Consider the following 23580-nt stretch of genomic DNA (forward strand, 5'->3'; position numbering starts at 1 on the left):
ATATTAGAATCGTTGCAATATGGTCAATAGATAATTTGCAAACTATACATTTTAATGGTAATGACGATTGTTTTAGTTTTAGGGCATGTCTAGGTGGGGAGCGTCCCTGTGGGTGTGGTGAGAAGCGTGCTGAAGCGGCTCGACGCCGTAGTAGTTCTTCGTTTATCATGCTGATTCCTTAAGACTGGTAAGTACGCGGCTGATTGCTGTGCGTGCCGCAACCTGGCATTGCGCCCGATAGTCCTTATCGGTGTTCAACCGTTGGCGGTGTTCGGTTTCGCGTTTATCTGTTAGCCGTTGGCGGGTTTGCATGTTGAGGATTTCATTTCTACGGAGGGCACTCCTTGAGGTGTCCTCCGTAGGAGAGAGGAGGCTATTAGTCAGTTCCGCATGGTCTGACCTGCGCGAATACCTACCCCAGATAACCGAGTGAGGTGAGATCTTGGATAGTCGTTGCGCTGTGCGTACTTTGCGCATAGCGCGGAGCTCTTCAATCGTTGCGCGTGCTTTGCGGATCAGGTCGATAAGGGCGCGTTTGGATACCTCGATAAAGGATGGGGTGGGCTTGCCGTGAATGATTCCGCCACGAACCCACCGGATCAGCCCTAATTCTTCTAATCTGTTTAGTGCGTGTCTGGTCCAGCGTTCCGATAGCGCGGTGACATCGGCTACCTGCGTAGCGGTAACTAGGGCGCGCCCCGAATAATCGTTAACCAGATCAGATAACCCGCGTAGTACGAGACGGACCGCCGGAATCTCGCTAGTCAGTTCACCCCATCCAGCACGCGATAGCGAACGTAATAGCGAGGGCAAGGGTGCTCGAGCGTTAAGCGTCGTGCTACTCACCGCTATCACCGTCGATACTGGCGATAAATCTACCGGCAATAAAGCCAAGTAGGAACACTAAGACGCTGAGAACGGTGGCTATCTCGCTCGATGTACTGTTAAACGCCAGCCCGATACACGCGCCAATAGCAACGGAGATAACGAACACCAGGATTAGGAAGATGACCAGTACCCAATTCACTTTATACATAGCTAGCCCTCCGTGGTTGCGGAAGTCTAGGAACGTCAACCCCGATAGCTGATAGGCGCTGTAAATCCTCAACGGTCCATTTACGACGCCCATGCATTCGCGCGTAGAACGTCCCGCGCTCCATGCCTAAACGCTTCGCAAGATAAGCGCTAGAAACACCTGTATTACGCATATATCGCTTAACGGCAAGATAAACAAAGTCTGAGTAATTATTCATGCGCAAATACTATCTCGGAGAGGATGGAATTATTACGAACTGTAATTTATGGGTGTGTCGTATTTGCTAATCGTCAAATAATGTTTATGAAATATTGCAACGATTTGTAATAATTGGCTAAACTCGTGTTATGAGCATGCATAGTCTTGAAGTTTCTGAATTAGATAGACCGCTATATGTTTCGCAATTGGTTGCGGCTAATGTGCGCGCCGAAGCGGCTCGGCGGTTGTTGACGCAAGGTGATCTAGCGAGAGCGCTAGGAGTGACCCAGGGCGCGATTTCTATGAAGTGGACGGGACGTAGGGCATGGAAGCTCGATGACCTTGGACCGCTTTCAGAATTGTTCGATATTCCGTTATCTCAGTTCTTTATCTCAGATATGAATAAAGACGCCCGAACTCGTCGAGCGTCTCATCTGTACACCGCCTGGGACTCGAACCCAGAACCCTCTGATTAAGAGTCAGATGCTCTGCCAGTTGAGCTAGCGGTGCGCAACGAAAAATTACTTTAGTGTGCGCAGGTGGCAAAGGCAAGTTATTTTCGTGCTAAGGGCTGTGACTTCATGCACAAGCTACTATTGTCTGGCTATGCGTCAATGGTAGGCGGGGCGTGAGCTGCTGGTGAAGCTCGGGCGTAGAGCGGAAATATATCTGCGTCCGAGGTTTGCCTCAGGTAGCTTGCACGAGAATTAATCGTAAAACCTGCGACAGGTACAGACTCTAGATAATCACTACCGGCAACAGGGCTAGCAGTAGCAAAGCGCGAAGAGGAAATCTTGTGCGTTACATCTGAAAGCGTCAGTGTGCGTCACTGCTTCTTACTACTGAAGATTCTTCGTGATCTGCCGTTCAGATTATTCAAGCACCTGCACGGTCCGCACAAAATCCACTAGAGTTGGGGCTGTGGCTCAACCGAAAGTTTTTCTAGCGACGTCTCGCGAGCTTCCGCAGCTCGACCAGGACGAAAAAGATCTCCCTGACGCCCTTCGCGATCGAGGGATTGAACCCCGTGTTGCGGTATGGAATGATCCCAGTGTGGATTGGGGCGAGGCAGATCTCGTCGTTGTTCGATCAGTGCGCGATTATGCGAAGTATCCAGATAAATTCCGGCAGTGGGCACGTTCCATCCCGCGGATTGCCAATTCGGCTGACACGATGAGCTGGAATATGGATAAGCACTACATGCAAGCCCTTGCTCGTCATGGATTGCCAATTATTCCGACGATGTGGCTAGAACCAGAGCAAAATCTATCCAAACAGCAGATTCATTCGCGTTTTCCTGCTAACGGGGATTTTGTTATCAAACCAGCGATTTCTTCTGGCGGGCGTGGTACTGGGCGTTACACCGCTACCGACGTGTCATCGCGAAGTGAAGCGATTGCTCATGCGCAGTATGAACTCAACGCTGGGCGATCCGTGATGGTTCAGCGTTACCTGAAACAAATTGATGAAGTTGGCGAAACCTCATTGATTTATCTCAACGGCTTGGCCTCGTATCAGGTGGAGAAAGAACCAATGCTGCACCCGCGTTTCCGAAATGCGAAGGATTCTGGGGTGGTCGAGGAAGTGCTTCGTTCGGCAGATGCCTCAGAAGAATCGTGGCGTTGGGGAGAGAAAATCCGCCAGGCTTTGCACGGGTATATCAAAGAAGTTAACGGGCGAGATGAGTTGCTGCTGTTCAATAGGGTAGATATTGTGCGTGGCGGCCCACAATCACCGGAAGAATTCTACGTCATGGAGATTTCCTTGATTGACGGATCGCTGTATCTGTCGGCGGATTCTGACCATCTGGAGAGGTTTGCAGACGCTATTCAGACGCGCGCATTTTGGTGATGCTCCTCGGTAGGTGAGCGGCTTCACCGTAGCGAGTTTCTGTTTCTGTTCGCAGTGTTGATATAGTTTTCTCCGTTGCAATGGTGGCTGTAGCTCAGCGGTAGAGCATCTGGTTGTGGTCCAGAGGGTCGCGGGTTCAATCCCCGTCAGCCACCCCATTTTTTACTGGCATTTGCCTACGTCTTTTGTTGTAGGTTTTGCGTGTGGGACCCACAGGAGCTGATTGCAGCTTTCTGTGTGGCGGTCTTTACTGTAATCACCGCCTGTGTGGGGCTGTCTGCTGCACGTATGTTTCATTTTGCGCAGAATAGTAACCCCGATAGCGAATCCTCTCGGTCGTGGTCTTACTATTTCTCAGTTCGCCAGAGTATGCAGCATAACTTTACCCATAGCCGCGAGAAGCCATGCATTCTTAATTACCAGGTTTGGAAAATTGCGAATTTCAGGCATTATGACAACGAAAAACCCCGATTTCAGACATGCTTTTGACCTTAAGGTTGGAAAATAATATGTAGCTCCGGAACCTATTAGGGTGGGGGAGCTATGTGTGCTGGCGGCGCGATTGAGAAAATACATGCCTGGCGCCGTGCGAGATGACGGACATTGTGGTCGAATGGAGATATGTCTTCTGGCTTGTCGAATACGTCTGCGGATGAGACTCGCGTCCGTGCTGCCTGCGTGCAATATATGTGTTCGCAGGCGATGCGAGATCTTCTTGAGCTGGCCTGTGCTGCCTTCGGTGTTCAGCTCGCGCAATTCTCCTGGGATAAGCCGCACATGCGCCCGGGGGCGGGCATATCCGTGGGATACACGATAAGCGATAGACAGGGGAAAGAGCACTATATTGTGGCGTCAACGGAGCGTATTAGTTCCACATACGTCCAGGATAATTCTGAGACGTGCTATCAGATCGCTGATCCGCCATCTCCGTTTATTTCCCCCGTAACCCTCTGGCTTTTTCCCCATGATCCCCTGTTGCCTGCACTATCGCGTGCGGTAGACGATCAATATATTGCCGACGTCTTAGGGCTGCCGGGTTTAACTTCGCGAGTCGTGGTATATCGTCCTACCCGTCGGGCGGTGGTGAAATACCATGTGCATGATCGGGCCTATGCGTATGGAAAAGTCGTCCAGAAACGTCACGCGCAAGCTCTCATACGTCGTGTTGATGCAATGACCTCGGGTGAGATTGATACTGCTATATTGGCCTTTGCTGCCTCAGATGGTTTGATTGTGACGCGTTCACTTAGCGGCTATCCGTTATCGCACGATATTGCCTATCGTCCTGATGTGGCCTGTGAGCGCATTGGTGAGTTGGAACGTCTCCTAGCAGCGATGCCAGCGACCATTGCCGAATTTGATGTTTACCCGTCATGGTCAAAACGGATAACACAGTATGCCCGTAATGCTCGGGCGTATATGCCGGAGTGGGCAACGGCGATTGATGTGATTGCTGACAGCGTCTCTCGCCATGTTGATACTGTTTGCGCACCAAGTGTTCCCACGCATGGTGATTTTTTTGAGGCGAATGTTTTTGTGCAAGACGACGGGCGTTTGGCCATGATTGATCTCGATCATATTGGACCCGGGCAACGAAATGACGATTGGGCATGTTTATTGGCCCACGTCTCGGTTTTGCCGTTTCTGACGGAGAATCGCTGGGTGGTGGCAGATCCGCAGGAGCCATATCGTGACGAGGTAGAGCTACTCAACCCCGGAGGGCTGCGCTGTTCGTACTATCCGCAGGCAGAGCGGGTGCTGCGTTCCTGGTGTGCTTATCTGGAAAAGCGTGTAGATGGGCGTGATCTATATTTGCGGGCAGCGGCAGTCACGATTTCGATTGCGTCAAACAGTGACGTCGCCCATGCTCCACGAGAAGCGCGGGCGAGGATGCGGCGTGCCATGTGGTGGTACGAATGTGCTCGTCATGGTCGGGTTGTTCCGGTGACGCCGGAGTGCTTCATCGATATTGCGCCGATATAACAGCAACTGACTGCCGTCTTGACCCTTTAATGTCGTCAACAACATTGCCAGAGCAGGGGCAGTGTTTAAGGTATGCGGCTCAATACGCACGGGGAAACTGTATTATTGAGCGCGCTTTACGGTAGTTAGCGGTAGCTAGTTATCGGGAACTGTGGAGGTTATTCATCGCCGCGAGCGCGCTGCATGGCGTGCTCTTCCGCTTGGGTGCGAGTGAGGTTCTCGCAAATCTCCTTAGCGTAGCTGTTTGCTTCTTCGCTGCTGGGCCCGTCACCGTCAGGAAATAATGCTTTCCGGTAGTAACGCAGCTCGTCAATAGAATCGTAGATATCTCCGAGGGCCGTATGATTGCCTGTTTTAGCGGGCGCCGCAAAATATACGCGCGGATACCAGCGTTTTGCTAGCTCTTTAATGGTGGAGACGTCAATGACGCGATAGTGGAGGTGCTCAATAAGTTCCGGCATATCCCGCGATAGGAACATCTTATCCATCCCGATTGAGTTGCCGCCGATTTGAGCTTTACGCGCTTCCGGGACGAACCTCTTCACGTAGGCCAGCACTTTTTTCTGGGCGTCAGGGATGGTCAATCCGTCATCCCACTTGTCAATTAACCCTGTTCGAGTGTGCATTGTTCGGACGAAAGAATCCATATTGGCGACAGCCTGGGCAGATGGTTTAATGACAAGGTTTAAGCCGGCGTTATATGGATGCAGCTCGCTATCTGTGACAACCACGGCTATTTCGACGAGATCGTCGTGCTCAATATCTAGGCCGGTCATTTCACAGTCAATCCAAACGATAGGGGTCGTTTGCGCAGAAAAAGTACTCACCTATTAACCATACCAAGAGCGCCCCCAGCAGGACTCGAACCTGCGACACATGGCTTAGAAGGCCACTGCTCTATCCGCTGAGCTATGAGGGCAATGCGGCTCACATACTACCTGGTGTTAGCTTCGCTACGGTAATTATGCGCCAAGATCTTTTGTTATGTAATCAACTGGTCAGCCTGTGAGCGGCGCGGATGTGGAGCGTATCGGTTTATCACGTGCTCATCGAATTTTGCGCGTATTTGAGGAAGAATAATAGACGTGAGTATCCCGGCAATTTCTCGTTATGATATGGCGAATCGAATTGAGCGCACGGTAGCGGCCTTGCGTTCGACGAGCCTGCCTTTGCAGATGCCTGGCGCTCATGAATGGGAACAAACACGTCGGCAGCTCATCACTCAGCTAGAGAACAGGATTTTGCCGCATGTACGGCAGGTGAGCACCCCAACGGTAATGGTGTTTGGGGGATCCTCAGGTGCTGGAAAATCGACGTTGGTTAATTCACTCATTGGAGAAGAGATTTCGCAAGCGTCGATTCTCCGGCCAACGACGCGAACGCCTATTATTGTTATCCATCCTGATGACGAGGCGGCCTTGCAGGATCATGCGTTACTGAATTTAGGGACCTGCGTATGCCATCAGCGGGCGATTCGTGGCGTGGTTATCGTCGATGCGCCAGATCTGGATTCGGTTGATGATTCGAATCGGGAGCTATCGGCGCGATTAATTGATTCGGCAGATCTGTGGGTGTTTGTGACGACGGCTTCGCGGTATGGGGACGCGCTTGCGTGGAACACCTTGACGATGGCGCATCAACGCGGCATAACGTGTGCTGTTGTGCTAGATCGTGTGCCAGATCGTGCATTGGCTCCGGTGCGAGCTGATCTGATGAGGCGAATGGCGTCAATGCAGATGGCTGATAGTCCGCTATTTATGGTGCGAGATATGGGGCCTCATTCGGGATTACTGCCGGTTGAAGAAATCGCTGATATTCGTCAATGGGTGGAGTTGATTGCGCGAACTCAGGCGGGTAACGCTTTGGTTGATCGCACGACCGCAGCGACCTTGCCGCAGCTTCGCTCGGATTTGTTGATGTTGGCAGATGTTGTTGATCTGCAGGAACACGCCAGAATAGATTTGCGAGATAAGGCGCGTGAGGCAGCAGCAGCGCCCATTGATAAATTGCTGACCAATATCGAACATGGGCGTTTTGCTAATGGTGCGCCGACGACCTCCTGGCTTTCCTTAGCTTCTGCGGGAGGACCATTGGCAAAATTAGTAGCCAGACGCAAACCGCGCTTTTTTGCTACTCGTAGTGCTATTCGAGATCGCGCAATGATAACCGTATTTGAATCGGTGCTGACGTCAGTTCGCGTAGCGCTCACTCAAGGACTGACGGCTGCTGATATGAATGTCACTGAAGCGTGGCGGCAAGATGTTGTTCAGACTGAGGAACTGTGCCAGCAAGCGGCGGTAGGCGTCGATATGGATACGATTGTGGAGCGGGCAGTGGATCGTTGGAAGGCGGATCTCGCTCGACGCCAGGTATCGCCAAATCCGTGGTTAGCTGCCTCGGGGACGGCAGCTTTGATTGGGGTGGCTGCTGGGGGAATTGCTGGTGCGCAAACGATTGCGCAGTCGTTGGGATATGCGGCGGAGGTTCGCCAAGCTCGCGATGATTTATCGCATCGAGTTCGTCAGGCGTTGCGCGAACTCGTCGGAGTTTATATCGCGGTTATTGATGAGATAGCTATGCCACCTGCTGCGGTATTGAGGGCGCGTGCGAGCGAGTTCTTATACCAGTAGGGATGCGAAAGAAGAATGACGTGGTAGAGGTGCTACAGGTGCTGCGAGACGATGAGCAGGTTACTGGGCGGTTAAAGGCGCTCCAGCGTGCGGTTAGTGCGGGAGGAGCCTTTTTTGATCCATACGTGGCTGGGCGAGCGCAGGATGATCTTGCCCGTACACAGGAACGCATGCGTTTAGGGGCTGGATTGACCGTCGTTGCTTTGATGGGGGGAACTGGATCGGGTAAATCGACCATGTTTAACGCCATCACGGAACTCGATTTTGCGGATGCCGGTGAGATTCGCCCGACGACCCAATATGCGTCGGCCTGTACATTCGATACGGATGCGCAATCTTTGTTGGATTATTTGGAGGTCAATAAGGAGCGACGGATTGAACATTCGTCAATTCTTACCGCGGGCTCACAGTATCCGTCGGGGCTAGTGGTTTTGGATGTGCCGGACCACGATTCGGTAGAGGTTGGGCACTCGGTGCAAGTTTCCCGATTGATCCCGATGGTAGATCTGTTGGTGTGGATTGTTGATCCCCAAAAATATGCCGATCAAATCCTGCATCGTGATTATTTGTCAGCGTTGCGGCTACGGCAGGATTCGATGGTTGTAGTAATGAACCATATTGATACTGTGCCTTGTGAGCAGCGTGGGGAATTGTTGGCGGATGTGCGCGCGATTTTGGATCGTGATGGGCTGAGTAGTGTGAGAGTCTTGGCTGCCTCCGCTTTGTATGGTGAGGGTGTCGGTCAGGTGCGTGAATGTATTATGCGTGCGGCTGAGCAGCCATCGGCTTGTGTTCGCACGGCTGCGGCAGAGTTAGATGCTATTGCCGCCCGCCTGCGGGCGAATGTGGGGCAAAGCGAGATGGAGTTATCCGATGACGTTATTGCCCAGATGTCGCAGACGATTGTTCAGTCCTCCGGTGTTCCGGCAGTGGTGGAAGCGATTGCCGATTCTGGGCGAACGTTGAGTTCGCATGCCTTTGTTGTGCCAGATCAGCCGGCAATGACGATGGTGACGGCTATCCGCGATGCGTGGGTGGCGCAAGTTGGGCGAGGGTTGCCATCTTTGTGGAAAGCCGCGGCAGTGGAATCGGTCAGTAGCGCGGAGAAGTTTCGTCGGGCGATTGGGACGACGTTGCGATCTATTGATCTTCCTCGTATTTCCCGTCGTGCTCCCTTTGGGTTGATTTTTGCTGCGGGGTGTATCGCCCTTTTAGGGATAGTGATCGCTGTATGTGTGCCAGGTATTGCGGCTATCGGGCGGGGCGGTATATGTGCTGCAGGTGTAATTATTGGCTTAGGGGTGGGGTATTGGGCACGTCGCCGTCTGCGTTGTGCGGCTGAACGTGCGGCCCGTGCTTATGAGCGTCAAGTGCAGGTGGCGCTTGATGATGTGACTCGGCGGTATATGGTTGATGGTCCAGCGCAGATCTTAGCTCTGCATCGTCAGACGCGCCAGGCATTAGATGATGAGGTTTTTGCTCGCTGAGTAATGCGTGTATGCCGATGTTGGCGGGTGGCTAATGGCTGCCAGGTGCGTTGTTGTGAACACCGGCGATAGTGACGAGTTTTCGTAATTCGTTACGTTATGGGGTGGTAGCTCTTCTTACGGGTTTTGAGATTTCAGCAATAGATATGTGGGATGGGCTAGTAGGAAAAGGGTGAGCCTCAGCTCTTTCTAGTGGCTACGTTCTTGGCCTGGACAAGCATATTAGTTAGCTGGAAATCTAGTGAGAAGCCGTGAGAAGTCGGTTGGGTATTCAGGTAAGACGGGGTACGGAAAGCAAGGCGGAAAAGCAGAGGTGGCAACTCGAAGCAAAACGGAATCGAAAGCGGGAGGTAATGGCAATCAACATCCGCTTAAGAAGTATCCACAGTTTTAGTGTGCGTATGTAGTTTCCACAGATCGTTGCGGCAGGCCTCCTATCGTATTGCCGTTCAGGCACACTCATATCTCCTGGTCCATCTATGAAGGAGAATGAAAATGAATGAAACGACCATTACGATCCGTGGTTGGGTGGGAGCGACACCGCGGTTGTATAACAACAACTCACACTCGGAGCATCCCTCAGGCGGCTCTGGTACTACGACGGTATTTCGAGTCGGAGTAACCCCTCGGCGTTATTCCCGTGCCCGTGATTCATACCAAGACGGGCATACTGCCTGGTATTCAGTGCGCTGCTATGGAGCGTTGGCACGTCATGCGGCAACGTCTTTACATACTGGAATGCCGGTTCTGATTCGTGGCCAACTTAATGTCCGGCCATATACCGATAGTGCAGGGATAGAGCGTAATGAGCTGCTCGTGTTGGCAGATTCCATAGGGGTAGAGCTAGCCACTGGCACGGTACAGTTCGCCAAACATGGGATGCGCTCCTTAACGCCTGTCTTTGGTGAAGCTGGGGAGTTTAGGGAAAATCAGACGGATATACAAGCAGAAAACAGCGAGTACGGGGAACCGCAAGCCGCTATCTCGGATTCGTTGGAGAGGCAGGCAGAATGAAGAGATGATGGTATGCCGAGTAGCCGTGGAGCGGGTATCGCGGGTATGTAGCCCAGTTTGTGCTTATGGCTGGGGTGGAGCAGTGAGCTGATGGGCGGCGTCGCAAAGGTAGTCAAGAGAGCTGTACATGTTTCGACGTGGGCGATTCCTCTTTACCTGTAGGCGCCAAAGTGACCTGACAACCGATAGCATAGGCAGAGCAAAGACAATGCTCGCAGGCGCGTATGCCGGAGCAAATCGCAGTAATGGAGTATCGTGGCTGAGTTTATTTACCAAATGATCCACGCTCGCAAAAAGGTGGGCGATAAGGTCATTCTTGATGATGTGACGATGGCGTTTTATCCTGGCGCAAAGATCGGCATGGTTGGTCCTAACGGTGCTGGTAAATCGACAATCCTGAAGATCATGGCTGGTATGGATCAGCCCTCAAACGGTGAGGCGCGGCTGTCGCCAGGCTATACGGTGGGGATTTTGCTTCAGGAACCGCCATTAACCGAAGGAAAAACGGTATTAGAAAACGTCCAAGAGGGCGTGGCTGATATTCTCGCAAAAGTCAATCGGTATAACGAGATCGGTATGGAAATGGCTGATCCAGATGCTGATTTTGATGCGCTCATGGATGAGATGGGCAAGCTGCAGACGGAAATTGATGCAGCCGATGCGTGGGATATTGACGCGCAACTTGGCCAGGCGATGGAAGCATTGCGTTGCCCGCCACCAGATGCCATTGTTGATGTGCTATCTGGGGGTGAGCGCCGCCGAGTTGCTCTGTGTAAATTGCTGTTATCGGCTCCGGATCTGCTACTGCTTGACGAACCGACGAACCATCTAGATGCCGAATCAGTGCTTTGGCTGGAGCAGTACCTCGTTAAGTATCCTGGGGCAGTTATTGCCATTACGCACGACCGCTATTTCTTGGACAATATGGCGCAATGGATTGCGGAAGTTGATCGCGGGAAGCTCTATCCTTACGAAGGAAACTACTCGACCTATTTGGAGAAGAAGGCCGAGCGGATGAAAGTCCAGGGGCAAAAAGATGCCAAGTTGCAAAAACGCCTCAAGGATGAACTGGAGTGGGTGCGGTCCTCGGCAAAGGGGCGTCAAGCTAAGTCAAAGGCCCGTCTGGCTCGTTACGAGGAGATGGCGGCAGAGGCTGAGCGCACGCGCAAGCTCGACTTTGAAGAAATCCAGATCCCGCCAGGGCCACGCTTAGGTAACTTGGTTATTGAGGCAAAAGATCTGCGTAAGGGCTTCGGTGAACGGGTCCTTATCAATGACTTATCCTTTACCTTGCCACGTAACGGTATCGTCGGGATTATTGGTCCTAATGGCGTTGGAAAGACGACGCTGTTTAAGACCATCGTCGGCCTTGAGGAACTTGATGAAGGAAGCCTGCGTATCGGCGAGACGGTCAAGCTCTCCTACGTAGATCAGAACCGAGCAGGAATTGATCCGGATAAGACCTTATGGGAAGTCGTTTCGGACGGGCTGGATTATATTCAAGTTGGTAAGGTCGAGATGCCTTCCCGTGCATACGTGTCAGCATTCGGCTTTAAGGGGGCTGACCAGCAGAAACCTGCAGGCGTTCTCTCCGGTGGCGAACGAAATCGGTTAAACCTCGCTTTGACTCTTAAGCAGGGCGGAAATGTGATCTTGCTAGATGAGCCGACGAATGATCTGGATGTGGAAACGCTGGGCTCTCTAGAAAACGCCCTCTTGCAGTTCCCCGGCTGTGCGGTTGTTATTACCCACGATCGGTGGTTCTTGGATCGCGTAGCCACTCACATTTTGGCGTGGGAAGGCAATGAGGAAAATCCTGCAGCCTGGTACTGGTTCGAGGGGAATTTCGAGTCCTACGAAAAGAACAAGATCCAACGCTTAGGCGAGGAAGCTGCTCGGCCAAATGCGACGACGCATCGCAAGTTCACGCGTCACTGATAACCTGAGCAAGGGGTGTGTCGTTATAGGTAATTGACGACGTAATTCATAGAGGTCGGGGAGGGCAACGAGATATTTTCGTTGCCCTCCCCGAATAATGCGGTGGTGTAGCTACGGGCGCTTCTTCTGGCTTGCTGTTTTATCAGCTAGCTTTTGAAACACCGTTCAGTGCGCCATAGCCTATGCGGATAACCTGGCCGCCTATGAGCTTGCTAGAAATACCAAGGCGCGATAGGTATCTCGTTTAGATGAACACTTCTCGCATATCTTAAACAGATCCGCTAGCTAGTGGGGCGCATACGAACCATTCCCTCCTGGGACATCGTGGCAATATGGGCACCCTCTTGAAAGAAACGTGCCACACACAGGCCTCGACCACCTTGCGCACTCGGGGAAGATAACTCAGCGAGGATCCAGCGTGACATATCGACATCGCGATGCCACCAAATTGAATGATCGAGAGTAGCTAGCGAGATCTCTTTGCTCATCCAGTACATTCCATGCCGCCGCAGAATCGGCTCTAACATGAACTGATCGGTACTGTAAGCCAGGATAGCGCGGTGAAGTAACTGGGAGGAATCTGCGGGCATAGGATTGCGCAGCTTAAACCAGATCAACGTCGGCTCACTCGTCGGTTCTACCGGCTTGAGCCAGATAGGACCGCCGACGTGTCGCAGATCAACCGCATTAGTCGAACTCATTGCCCGTGCAGCCGGATGATCAAACTGGGCGAAGAACCGAGCCGAGGATTCCAGTGTATGCGGATCGGGGGCAGCGGGTTGCACTGATTGGTGCTCAACGCCAGCCTGGTGTTTTTGGAAAGACGCGCGTGCCGAGAAGATGGTATTACCGTCTTGATACGCCAAAACGCGCCGAGTGGAAAATGAGCGCCCATCAAGCACATCTTCGACTTCGAACACCGTCGGTTCATCAATTTTTCCAGGACGTAAAAATGCTGCAGTGATGGAGTGAATATGCCGATCCGCATAGCCCTCATCCATAGTTGCCCAAGCAGCGACCACGGCCTGAGCGAAAACTTGCCCACCGTAGACTCGACCAGATAATTGCGGCAAGTTTTTCCCCACGTAACGCCCAGCTTCGACTTCTTGCATGCGCAAGGTTGCCAGCACGGAAGCCAAGGGTTCATCAGTAGTTTTTGGAATAGCAAGATATGACATGATCGTCTCCTGGTGAGCAGACAAAAAGCTCGTTTAATTATCTCGCGTGCAAAGAAGTTTGCAAACCCGCTAATAGGTTTTTAGAAACGCCGCACACTCTGGCAAAATCTGTGTTAGTTACATACAACCAAGGAGTTGCAATGACGCACGAGGAGCTCAATCGCGATCTGCTAGCCGCATTAGCCGATGCGTATGGGGTAGCCACCAGTTTCTGGGATTTTGACGGGAACTACAACGAAGTATCTGCACAAACCCTTGTTGCGGTGTTCCAGGCAATGGATATTGACGCGACGACAGATGAAGCCATCAAGCGGGAGCTCGCGACTTTGGCTGATCGTGACTGGCGTCGGGTTGTGCCGCGCTGCCTCGTCGTGCGCAATGATCGTCAGACTCCGTTCGGTGTTCACGTTCCACACGGATGGAACGTGGAAGTTGACATCATTTTGGAAGACGGCGGAATTTTGGCAGCTCGCCAGATCGACGATTTTACCGAACCGCGCACTATTGATGGGCATACCGTCGGTCAAGCCTCGTTCGTTGTTCCTGAGGGAACAGCATTGGGATACCACACCTTGCGAGCGCGAGTATGGCATGCGGATGATTCGGAGATTCATGAGGCGCGGGGCTCATTGATCGTGACCCCGGCACGCCTTGAGGTAGGAAAGAAACTTCAAGGTCGAGCCTGGGGGATGATGGCTCAGTTGTACTCGGTGCGTTCCCGTGATTCCTGGGGGATTGGCGATACGGCAGATCTTGCAGAGATGGGATCGCTCTTTGGGTCGCTAGGCGCAGACTATTTGCTGGTTAACCCGCTCCATGCTGCAGAGCCTATCGCGCCGATGTCGCCTTCGCCGTATCTGCCGGTTACTCGTCGTTTCTTTAACCCGATTTATATTCGCCCCGAAGATATTCGTGAGGTGGCCTATATGACCGGCCCGCAGCGGGCTTTGGTGACGTGGGCGGCAGAAAATGTCAAGAAGCTCTCCACAGAGAACTCCCTCATTGATCGCGATGCGGTGTGGACGGCGAAACGGGAAGCCCTGGACGTCATCTATGCTGCGGGGCGCTCTGAGGCACGTCAACGTGAGTTCATGGTGTTCCGCCAAAACGAGGGGCAAGGTTTAGAAGATTTCGCGTTATGGTGTGCTCTGCAAGAGAAATATGGCTCTGAGTTCCCGGCCCAGTTGCAGGATATTCATTCGCCATACGTCAAGCGTGAGCGGCGAGAGTTACAAGATCGCGTTGATTTCTGGGCGTGGCTGCAATGGGTGATGGATGAACAGTTGCGCACAGCGCAGCGCCAGTCCCTGGTTTGTGGTATGCGAATTGGTATTGCGCATGATCTGGCGGTGGGTATCCATCCCGAAGGCGCCGATGTATGGATGAATCCGGAAGCCTTTGCAAAGGGGATTGGTGTGGGTGCACCGCCGGACATGTATAACCAGCAAGGGCAGAACTGGAGCCAGCCGCCGTGGCGTCCGGACACGATGGAAGCGATGGAGTACGCTCCGCTGCGGGATATGTGCCGCACGGTCATGCGTCATGCTGGTATGTTACGGGTCGATCATATTATGGGGTTGTTCCGCCTGTGGTGGATTCCTGAGGGATCTACCCCCAAGGATGGAACGTATGTGCGTTTCAACCATGAGGCGATGGTAGGAATCGTCCTATTGGAAGCCTATCGGGCTGGAGTGATCGTCGTCGGGGAAGATCTGGGGACGGTTGAGCCTTGGGTGCGCGATTATCTGCGTGAGCGGGGAATTTTTGGCACGTCTGTGTTCTGGTTTGAAAAGGACGAGAATGGCTGGCCGATCCACCCGCACGATTTCCGTTCGGATGCCCTCGTTTCGGTCGATACTCATGATTTGCCACCAGCGGCCGGTTATCTTGCCGGTGAGCATGTGGACTTGCGCGATAGTTTGGGCTTGCTGGTACATCCGGTTGAGCAGATGCGCCAGGAAGCTCGTGAGGAAAAAGAGCGGGTTCTTCAGCGGCTTCGGGAACATGGGCTAGTTGGCGAAGAGCCAACAGAGCGCGAGATTATTGAGGCGTTGCACTGCTATATCGCTCAGACGCCAGCACCGCTGCTGCAGGTCGGATTGGTGAATGCGGTAGGTGAGCGCCGGGCGCAAAATCAGCCGGGCACTGACCAGGAGTATCCGAACTGGCGAATCCCGCTAGCTGATGGGACGGAACAGGTGGTTTTGGTCGAAGATTTGGGCACGAATCCTCGACTGCAATCCCTGGTTGCCGCCTTTACGGAGGAACTGCAGCGCTCTCGCGATTGAGGAGAGAGAACTGCGCTCATTGGGATCTGGTAGGCGGATTGACGAGACAACCCCGCAAATCCGGATGCAGGAGATAGACTGAGAGGATATACGAGGTAACTGAGTAGGGGAGCCGGGATGGACGCGGAGAATTTGCTGGCCGCTTTAGGCGGTCGAGTCAATATCACTAGCGTCGAGACGGCGATTACTCGGTTACGGGTGGCTGTTGTGGATAGTCGCCATGTTGATGAACGGGCAGTGCGGGAATGTGGCGCGATCGGAGTTGTCGTGCAGCGCGGTGCAGTGCAGGTAATCCTTGGGCCGGCAACTGAGGAGATAGCTGCGGCGTTGATGTGCCTCCTGCCCGGGCAGCGCCAGTTGTAAGAAGCGTCCTCGTCGTTGTTAAAGCGTTCGCCTGTGAGGGTGTGAGGTAGTTGCGTGCCGCGTGGGGAGTTTTCTGCGCACGCGGTTGCGGTTTTTACTGGCAAGCCACTATGCCGGTTTTCGTTTAGGTCTTGGCTCTGCGCAGGGCGTGCCCCCTAGCCGGTGAGTTTATTGCGGTTTGGTTTTTGCTGGCCGATATTGCTGGCTCGTGTGCCGAGCTGGGGCGGGAAAACTAGCCTCCATGATTGGCATTGCGGCCTAATATTGGCGCTGGTGGCGAGTTTGCCGATATTAGCATTGCGTAAAAACTGTATGAAAAAGATGACGTGGACGGTAGATATAAAGAGTAAGTAGATATAAAGAGTGTGGGGCAACCAGGCGGTTGCCCCACACGTGTACCGGATTATTCGTATGCTGTGACGTATCAGAGCTTTCGTATATTCCGATTGTGGTGTTGGTCTTGCGAGATATTACTGGTCGTGGCGGGCTGCCTGGGCATCGCAACGTTGGGCGTGCTGTGCGCGTTGCGCCCGAGAAAGATTCTCAGAGACGAGCCGCCGTAACGCAGGCGCAGCATCCGAATGTTCTTCCAACCAGTTTTGGGTACGTTCGACAATATCGACGCAGACGTCCATGCCGGTGAGCTGTGTGGGGAAGGTGTGCCGAATAAAGCTTGAGGCAAATTCGACGGTGCGATCCTCCCACTGCTCAACGAGTGCGCCGAAGTACCGATCAACGAAGGCAACTAACAGTTCTGCGTCGCCGTCGGTAAAGCCGAGGCACAGAGAACGGTGGATAGAGTTCGGCATTTCCCCAGCGAGAATATCGCGCCAGACGGTTTCCTTGCTGGCCGGATCGGAAAGTGCGGCGCGGGCTCGGGCAGCACTGGCAGCTCCCGAGGAAGTGTTATCGCGCTCGTTCTTTTCGGTGGCAATATCTTCTTCGGTGATCCGCCCGACGGCTGCCAAGCGGCGCAGGATTACCCAGCGGAATTCGGCGTCGATCATCAACCCTGGAGGTACGTCGTGGCCGGAGAGCCAGTTGTGGATACGGTCCAGATCGCTTTGCGCGGTGGCAAAGCTGACGGCAGACATGCCGATTTGGAGCTGACGATCAGATTCTGGCTCACAGTCGGCTAGCAGTTCAAAGAGCGAGGTGCCAACGAGCTGTTCTGCCTCCTGGCGGTATTCAGGTGCGGTGTATAAGCGGGCGGCGAGAGTGAGCTCAGCAAGCAGATAACGCAGTACGGTGCCGTGATCTTCGGTGCGAAGTGCGTTAAGGGCTAGAGCGATGAAATCGCGGGCTGGTAGTTCGCCGTCACGGCACATATCCCACATGGAATCGAGAACGAGAGTGCGCGTGAGCCTATCGGAGAAGTCGTTGATATGATCGCGAGCAACCGCGGCAGATTCCTCGTCGAGGCGCACTTTCGCATAGGCCAAGTCGCCATCGTTAATGAGGATCACGTCGGGGCGTTCTGCTCCTGCGAAATCCGGAACATCGCTGAGTTCGCCGTCAATATCGAGTTCGCTGTGCAGCACTCGGACGAGTTTGCCTTCGCGTAGCGAGTAGCCGCCAACAGCTATGCGGTGTGGGCGCAGCGAGGCGTGTTCGTCGCAGCTTTGTTCGATGGCGAAACGTGTGATGCGTGTGCCGTCAGTTTCGATTCGCGGAGTTAAGGTGTTGATTCCAGCTTCTTCGAGCCACAGGGCAGACCAGGTGCGCAGGTCACGCCCGGAGGCGGCTTCAAGTTCGACGAGCAGATCGCGCAAGGTGGCATTGGACCAGGCCATCTTCTTCAGATATTTCGATACGCCACTCATGAAAGCGTGGTAGCCCACATAGGCAACGAGCTGCTGGAATACGGAGGCGCCTTTACCGTAAGTGATCTGGTCGAAGTTCACTAGGACGTCTTCTAGATCGCGAATATCGGCTGCGATGGGATGGGTGGAGGGCAACTGATCTTGTTGCTGAGCGCCAACTTTTTCGGAGGCGTTGAAAGTTACCCAGGCGTTGGTCCAACGGGTTGCATTGGCGGTGGCCACATGGCTCATGAATTCGGCAAAGGACTCGTTGAGCCACAGGTCATCCCACCATTTCATGGTGACGAGATCGCCGAACCACATGTGAGCTAGTTCGTGTAGGACGGTGATGGCTCGTCGTTCCACGATAGCTTCGGTGGGGCGAGAGACGAATACGTAATCGTCCAAAATGGTTACGCATCCTGGATGTTCCATGGCGCCAGCGTTGAATTCTGGCACGAAGATTTGGTCGTATTTACGGAACGGGTAGGGGACGTCGAATTCTTTTTCGTAAAAGACCATGCCGGCGATGGTGATGTCGATGATTTCTTGTGCGTCTAGGTGCTCGTAGACAGAGGCACGGCAGTAGACGCCCATTGGGATGTCTCGCCCATCAACTGAGGTGTAGTTTCCGGTGTCTCCAAGGTATGGACCAGCGATGATGCAGGTCAGGTAGGGGGAGATTCGCTCAGTGGGGGTGAATACCCAGCGGGCGTATTCGCCATCGCGGGTGGGTTCTGGCGTCGGTGAGACGGAAAAGACTTTCCAGCGTGCCGGTGCGGTGATGTCGAAGGTGAATTCGGCTTTCAGGTCTGGTTGTTCAAAGACGGCGAATACCCGACGGGCGTCGGCCACTTCAAATTGGGAGTAAAGGTAGACTTCGTTATCGGCTGGATCAATTGCGCGATGTAGGCCTTCTCCGGTGTGGGAGTATTCGCAGGTGGCGTCGATGTATAGCTCATTGTGTTCGGCCAGATTGGACAGCGCGATGCGGCTATCGGCGAAAGCGGAGACGGGCAGTTCGACGCCGTTGAGGGTGATCTGTTCGACGGATTGTGCAATGAGATCAATAAAGGTATCAGCGCCGGCTGTGGCGGTGAATGTGACGGTCGTCTGTGAACGGAACGTGGTATCGCCCGTCAGATCAAGAGCGACGTAATACTTTTCGGTTTGGAGCAGGTCAGCGCGTTCGGCAGCTTCGCTGCGCGTGAGATTTTCTGCAGGCATAACATCTTTCTTTCCTGGACAATATCGGCTCCTAGTCTACGCGCGAGTGGGGGTGAGCCGATAACTGAGAGGAGGGAAAGGATACGATGTGGCTATGAGCATTGATGATATTCGAGATGTTGATTTTTGGTTTGATCCGTCGTGTCCGTGGACGTGGATTACCTCGCGTTGGCTGGTTTCGGTGGCACAGTGCCGGTCGCTGTCGATCACCTGGCATCCGTATTCCTTGTTGTTTGCTAATGAGGGGGCGGATATTTCTCAGGAGTATCGGGATCATCTGGCGCATGGATCGGTGTGGTCGCGCCTGTGTGCTGGTGTGTATGAGCAATATCCGGATCTTTTGGGGCAGTGTTATACCCGTATTGGGCAGATGATTCATGGCTCGGAGCAGCCGGCGCAGGTGGCGCAGGTTGTGGCTGCGATAGCTGAGGTGACCGGCGATGCTCAGGTGGGGCAGCGGGCGCTGGATGGAGGCTATGACGAGGTTTTGCGGCAGCAGACGCAGGCCGGGCGGGCGCTGGTTGGTACGGATGTTGGGGTGCCGATCATTGGCTTTGGTGATCGAGGAATATTTGGGCCGGTGTTGTCTCCGGCGCCGACGGGGCAGCAGGCTTTACGCCTGTGGGATGCGGTCGTTAATGCCACGATGATTGACGGTTTTTATGAGCTGAAACGGACTCGCACGGTACCTCCGATTTTCGCCGTGCCGGAAGGTCAGAGCCCGCAGCCGTAAATCTTAGGTGGAGGGTCAGCCGGATAAGAGCTGGTCTATGCTGATCGGCGGTATTGCTTTTGGTGCAATACCGCCGATCAGTCCATATATTCCTTAGCAGCTATCGCTGTTTTGCTCGATTTTTATCTACCAGATCCGGACGCGCTGTTCCGGAGCGAGGTAGAGGGCGTCACCTTCGTGTACGTCGAATGCTTCTGCGAAGGCATCGATATTCTTCACGACCCCATTGCAGCGGAATTCGGCAGGGGAGTGCGGATCAATGGCGAGCATCTGGATGGCGTATTCGTCGCGTACTTTGCTTTGCCATGCCTGTGCCCAGGAGAGGAATACGCGCTGAATGCCGGTGTATCCGTCAATGACGTCGGCTTGTGCAGCACTGGCATGACCATCGCGTTTCATGGCAATGTCGTAGGCTTTTAATGCGATGGAGAGGCCGCCGAGATCGCCAATGTTTTCCCCGAGAGTCAGTTCGCCGTTGACGTGGTGTGGGCTATCCGGGCCAAGTTGAGCGGGGATGTATGCGTTGTATTGGCTGACCAGATTTCCCGTCCGTTTTTCAAATTCGCTGCGGTCGGCGTCGGTCCACCAATTATTTAACCGACCATCTCCGTCATACTTTGATCCTTGGTCATCGAATCCGTGCCCGATTTCATGCCCAATAACGGCTCCGATTGCCCCATAGTTTAGGGCGGCATCTGCGTCTGGATCGAAGAATGGTGGGCGCAGGATTGCAGCCGGGAAAACGATCTCGTTGACGAGAGGGTGGTAATAGGCGTTGACGGTATGCGGCGTCATGAGCCATTCGTCTCGATCAATAGGGCCGCCGAGCTTAGCGAATTGGCGGTTGATCTCGAAACGGGCTATGTTGCGAACGTTACTCATGAGGGAGTCGCTGGCTTCCAACGCAGAGTAATCTCGCCAGGAGTCGGGGTATCCGATCTTGGTGCGGAAGGTTGATAGCTTTGCGAGGGCCTTTTCGCGGGTCTCGTCGGTCATCCAATCGAGTGCGCTGATGGATTGCCGGTAGGCTTCCAGGAGATCGGCGACGAGTTGCCCCATTATTTCTTTGCTGCGAGGCGGGAAATGCGTGTCAACGAAGAGCTTACCGACGGCAAATCCGATTGCTCCGTCAACGAAATCTAAACCACGCTTCCAACGGTCACGCATTTCTTCCACGCCGCTGAGAGTCTTGCCATAGAAATTGAAGTGTGCTTGCACAATATCTTTGTTGAGGTAGCGTGCCCGCGAGAGAATGACTTGCCAACGCAGATACGTCTTTAATACGGATAGCTCTGCTTTAGCCCATTCGGCTGCAAATCCGCGCAGTGCGTCGGGATTCATCACCATGAATTCTGGGGCAATTTCGGCGTTGAGGCCGAGCGCATCCAATACGGTTGCCCAATCGAATCCGGGTGCGCTGTCGATGAAGGCGTCCCATGCGATGATGTTGTGCGTCTTATCTGCATCGCGGGCCTCAACGACTGTCATGTGATGTGCGGCGATAGCTTTTTCAAAGTTCAGAATATCGCGGGCGGCGTCTTTGGATACTGCGTCATTTTCTCCGGTTGCCAGCGAGTAGAGAAGCGGAATGAAGTTCTCGTATTTCTCTAGGTACTCAGCATATTCTTCGGATCGGTAGTAGGCCTCGTCAGGCAAGCCAAGCCCATCTTGTGCCAGCCATGTAATGTACTGGGTGGGGGTATCAGGGTTAGATTCGACCGTCCAGGCGAAAGGAGCCGATACATTGGTGGCCATGAGGCGTCCAACGGCAAGGTCGAGGGCAGCTCGGTCGGTAGCTTCGTCGATGATGGCGAAATCGTCATCGAGTGCACTTGCCCCGATACCTTCAATGCGGTCTTCATCCATGAATGATTCGTAGAACAGGGCAATCTTGTGAGCGTCTGTTCCTTCAAATGCACGTTTTTCTTCTGGATCGGCATCTGGCTCAGTTAAGGCGTGGGCACGAGCAACTTCGGCTTCAACGAGCGCGCGGGCATCGAGTTCGGCTTGGTCACGCAACATATCAAACGTGCCGGTTCGGGGTTTGTCTGCTGGTATGTCGTTTGCGTCCATCCAGGTGTTGTTAACATGACGGAACAGATCATCTTGCGGGCGGATGGAGTGGTCTAAACCGGCGACCAATCCAGCGAATGATGGTTGAGTCATAGAAGCATCCTTCAATCATTAGGGGAACGGATCCTACGGTGAGTTCCCTGGGTATGTTTAGGAGTATAGTGGCATTATGCGTATACATATTGCAGCCGATCATGCCGGCTTTGAACTTCGTCAGCATCTTATTGAGCATCTGCGCAGTGCAGGTCACGAGGTAATTGACCATGGATACACCGAATACGACGCCCTGGATGCGTATCCGCCGGTTTGTTTCGCCGCTGGCGAAGCAACAGTTGCCGATGAGGGATCGTTGGGCATCGTGATTGGTGGCTCTGGTAATGGTGAGCAGATGGCGGCGAATAAGGTCGCTGGTGTGCGTGCCGCGCTGGTATGGAATGAATCAACTGCGGAGCTTGCTCGTTCGCATAACAATGCGAATGTTATTTCTATTGGAGCGCGCCAACACACAATAGAAGAGGCTACTCGCTTCGTTGAGGTTGCTATTGCCACGGGTTTTGACCCGGAATCTCGCCATCAATCTCGGATTGAGATGATGCGCGACTACGAGCAAGGCAAGCGGGACTTCCAGTAAGCGGAAGAAACGGCGGAGGCATATCGCGTCGTATCTGGGCTGCCACGTCTGGGTGAGGGAAAGCGGGGTTGCTTGCCTTTTAGGCTTTCCGCCATCATGTTTTACGTTTCCTGCGTTGCACCTTGGGTGTAGCGCATTCCGCTGTAGCATCCTGAGGCGATTCGGGTATGCCGCGCGCGTGCATAACTCAGCCGATTTTCCGTGTGTGCTGGTTCTATGCCGCTGGGTGTGCTGATGATCGTCGGTTGGCAATACGAGACGGCATGAGGATTGCTCGGATGTGCTTATCTTGCTGCAGTGCTCATGGGAGATATATCGCCGGATCAATACCTGGTTCGGCGATATTTTTTGTTCGAGCATGCGCCGGGATACCGACGGCAGTACTGTTAGCAGGAACATCTTTGACGACAACGGCATTTGCGCCAATACTGACGTCATCTCCGATAGTGATTGCGCCGAGAACTTTCGCACCCGATCCAATGGTGACTCGATTGCCCACGGTGGGATGGCGTTTCCCGCTTTGCATGGTGGTGCCGCCGAGCGTCGTCCCGTGAAAGATAACGACGTCATCCCCAACTTCTGCGGTTTCGCCAATAACGACGCCCATCCCGTGATCAATGAAGAGGCGGCGCCCCAGTTCGGCTGCCGGATGAATCTCAATTCCGGTGATAGCCCGCATGAACTGGGTCAGCATACGGGCAGGTAAGCGTAGCCGATCATGGCGTTGCCACATGCGGTGAGCAACTCGATACGCCCATACGGCATGGACGCCAGGGTAGGTGAGGAAAACTTCCATAGCAGACCGAGCGGCTGGGTCATGGTTGAGTGCTGCATGCAGATCCTCACGCATAGCAGCAAGGAGGCGGGGTTGAGTCATGGAATATCCTGTTCTTCTGTCCAAAGGTAAGGCAATCGTCTGACCGTTAGACGGGTGTTTAGGCTTTAGCTGAATTGGGCAAGGTGCGTGCTGTTCGCTCATGCTGCCATGCGCGCTCGCGGAACTGCGCCGATGTCGTGGCTCGTCTGGATAGCATAAAGATTAGCTGGCCAATGATCCAGTGAACAGCGACGTATTAGCAGGCTATAGCTGACCTAGTTGCGGTAATAATGGCAATAGCACGGGAGAAAATAACAGCAAGTAGGCTTTC

Annotated in this window: 19 protein-coding genes and 3 tRNA genes; 12 read left to right on the forward strand and 10 right to left on the reverse strand. The window is 53.6% G+C overall.

Going from position 1 to position 23580, the window contains the following annotated elements:
* Nucleotides 1-165: 165 nt before the first annotated feature.
* The 4 genes from ACLHIL_RS07015 to ACLHIL_RS07030 all read right to left on the reverse strand — a co-directional run bounded on the left by ACLHIL_RS07015 (nt 166) and on the right by ACLHIL_RS07030 (nt 1744).
* Nucleotides 166-846, reverse strand: coding sequence for a hypothetical protein (locus ACLHIL_RS07015; RefSeq protein WP_411297245.1), 681 nt, complete (start codon nt 844-846; stop codon nt 166-168).
* Entirely contained in the window at nt 839-1036 is a 198-nt protein-coding gene (locus tag ACLHIL_RS07020) for a hypothetical protein (RefSeq protein WP_411297246.1), read from the reverse strand. The genes ACLHIL_RS07015 and ACLHIL_RS07020 overlap by 8 nt, the downstream gene beginning before the upstream one ends.
* Nucleotides 1029-1253 (reverse strand): helix-turn-helix domain-containing protein, encoded by a 225-nt coding sequence (locus ACLHIL_RS07025; protein ID WP_411297247.1) that lies wholly within the window; start codon nt 1251-1253, stop codon nt 1029-1031. Before ACLHIL_RS07025 ends, ACLHIL_RS07020 begins: the two co-directional genes overlap by 8 nt.
* 418 nt (nt 1254-1671) lie before the next feature.
* A tRNA-Lys gene (locus tag ACLHIL_RS07030) sits at nt 1672-1744 on the reverse strand.
* A gap of 411 nt (nt 1745-2155) precedes the next feature.
* Between ACLHIL_RS07030 and ACLHIL_RS07035 the strand changes: the two genes are divergently transcribed.
* The 3 genes from ACLHIL_RS07035 (at nt 2156) to ACLHIL_RS07045 (ending at nt 5068) form a co-directional block, all read left to right on the forward strand.
* Nucleotides 2156-3085, forward strand: coding sequence for a RimK family alpha-L-glutamate ligase (locus tag ACLHIL_RS07035; RefSeq protein ID WP_411297248.1), 930 nt, complete (start codon nt 2156-2158; stop codon nt 3083-3085).
* Between the two features lie 83 nt (nt 3086-3168).
* Nucleotides 3169-3243, forward strand: a tRNA-His gene (locus tag ACLHIL_RS07040).
* Nucleotides 3244-3706: 463 nt separating this feature from the next.
* The gene (locus ACLHIL_RS07045) at nt 3707-5068 is read left to right on the forward strand and encodes a phosphotransferase (protein ID WP_411297249.1); all 1362 of its coding nucleotides are present in this window, start codon (nt 3707-3709) and stop codon (nt 5066-5068) included.
* 158 nt (nt 5069-5226) lie between these two features.
* Here ACLHIL_RS07045 and orn read toward each other — a convergent pair whose 3' ends face one another.
* Both orn and ACLHIL_RS07055 read right to left on the reverse strand, forming a co-directional pair.
* Complete coding sequence (gene orn, locus ACLHIL_RS07050; RefSeq protein ID WP_411297250.1) at nt 5227-5895, reverse strand: oligoribonuclease; 669 nt, start codon at nt 5893-5895, stop codon at nt 5227-5229.
* Nucleotides 5896-5914: 19 nt separating this feature from the next.
* Nucleotides 5915-5987 (reverse strand) — tRNA-Arg (locus tag ACLHIL_RS07055).
* A gap of 166 nt (nt 5988-6153) precedes the next feature.
* Between ACLHIL_RS07055 and ACLHIL_RS07060 the strand changes: the two genes are divergently transcribed.
* The 5 genes from ACLHIL_RS07060 to ettA all read left to right on the forward strand — a co-directional run bounded on the left by ACLHIL_RS07060 (nt 6154) and on the right by ettA (nt 12137).
* On the forward strand, nt 6154-7698 hold the full coding sequence (locus ACLHIL_RS07060) for a GTPase domain-containing protein (RefSeq protein ID WP_411297251.1): 1545 nt from the start codon (nt 6154-6156) through the stop codon (nt 7696-7698).
* 2 nt (nt 7699-7700) lie between these two features.
* On the forward strand, nt 7701-9185 hold the full coding sequence (locus ACLHIL_RS07065; RefSeq protein ID WP_411297252.1) for a GTP-binding protein: 1485 nt from the start codon (nt 7701-7703) through the stop codon (nt 9183-9185).
* A 241-nt stretch (nt 9186-9426) separates the two neighbouring features.
* Entirely contained in the window at nt 9427-9579 is a 153-nt protein-coding gene (locus ACLHIL_RS07070) for a hypothetical protein (RefSeq protein WP_411297253.1), read from the forward strand.
* Nucleotides 9580-9680: 101 nt separating this feature from the next.
* Nucleotides 9681-10199, forward strand: coding sequence for a single-stranded DNA-binding protein (locus ACLHIL_RS07075; RefSeq protein WP_411297254.1), 519 nt, complete (start codon nt 9681-9683; stop codon nt 10197-10199).
* A 255-nt stretch (nt 10200-10454) separates the two neighbouring features.
* Nucleotides 10455-12137: an energy-dependent translational throttle protein EttA gene (ettA, locus tag ACLHIL_RS07080; protein ID WP_411297255.1), complete on the forward strand. Its 1683-nt coding sequence runs from the start codon at nt 10455-10457 to the stop codon at nt 12135-12137.
* Nucleotides 12138-12418: 281 nt separating this feature from the next.
* Here ettA and ACLHIL_RS07085 read toward each other — a convergent pair whose 3' ends face one another.
* Nucleotides 12419-13315: an acyl-CoA thioesterase gene (locus ACLHIL_RS07085; RefSeq protein WP_411297256.1), complete on the reverse strand. Its 897-nt coding sequence runs from the start codon at nt 13313-13315 to the stop codon at nt 12419-12421.
* 140 nt (nt 13316-13455) lie between these two features.
* Between ACLHIL_RS07085 and malQ the strand changes: the two genes are divergently transcribed.
* Entirely contained in the window at nt 13456-15603 is a 2148-nt protein-coding gene (gene malQ / locus ACLHIL_RS07090; protein WP_411297257.1) for a 4-alpha-glucanotransferase, read from the forward strand.
* A gap of 117 nt (nt 15604-15720) precedes the next feature.
* Entirely contained in the window at nt 15721-15966 is a 246-nt protein-coding gene (locus tag ACLHIL_RS07095) for a glucose PTS transporter subunit EIIB (protein ID WP_411297258.1), read from the forward strand.
* Between the two features lie 470 nt (nt 15967-16436).
* Here the strand turns inward: ACLHIL_RS07095 and pepN are convergent, their stop codons facing one another.
* Complete coding sequence (gene pepN / locus ACLHIL_RS07100; RefSeq protein WP_411297259.1) at nt 16437-18995, reverse strand: aminopeptidase N; 2559 nt, start codon at nt 18993-18995, stop codon at nt 16437-16439.
* 94 nt (nt 18996-19089) lie between these two features.
* Between pepN and ACLHIL_RS07105 the strand changes: the two genes are divergently transcribed.
* Nucleotides 19090-19728: a disulfide bond formation protein DsbA gene (locus ACLHIL_RS07105; RefSeq protein ID WP_411297260.1), complete on the forward strand. Its 639-nt coding sequence runs from the start codon at nt 19090-19092 to the stop codon at nt 19726-19728.
* Nucleotides 19729-19854: 126 nt separating this feature from the next.
* Here ACLHIL_RS07105 and ACLHIL_RS07110 read toward each other — a convergent pair whose 3' ends face one another.
* The gene (locus tag ACLHIL_RS07110) at nt 19855-21894 is read right to left on the reverse strand and encodes a M13 family metallopeptidase (RefSeq protein ID WP_411297261.1); all 2040 of its coding nucleotides are present in this window, start codon (nt 21892-21894) and stop codon (nt 19855-19857) included.
* Nucleotides 21895-21970: 76 nt separating this feature from the next.
* On the opposite strand from ACLHIL_RS07110, the gene ACLHIL_RS07115 reads away from it, so the two are divergent.
* Complete coding sequence (locus ACLHIL_RS07115) at nt 21971-22432, forward strand: ribose-5-phosphate isomerase (RefSeq protein ID WP_411297262.1); 462 nt, start codon at nt 21971-21973, stop codon at nt 22430-22432.
* 301 nt (nt 22433-22733) lie between these two features.
* Here ACLHIL_RS07115 and epsC read toward each other — a convergent pair whose 3' ends face one another.
* The gene (epsC, locus tag ACLHIL_RS07120) at nt 22734-23309 is read right to left on the reverse strand and encodes a serine O-acetyltransferase EpsC (protein WP_411297263.1); all 576 of its coding nucleotides are present in this window, start codon (nt 23307-23309) and stop codon (nt 22734-22736) included.
* Between the last annotated feature and the right edge of the window lie 271 nt (nt 23310-23580).

This window comes from Trueperella sp. LYQ143 (genome assembly GCF_046599595.1).
Classification (GTDB): Bacteria; Actinomycetota; Actinomycetes; order Actinomycetales; family Actinomycetaceae; genus Trueperella.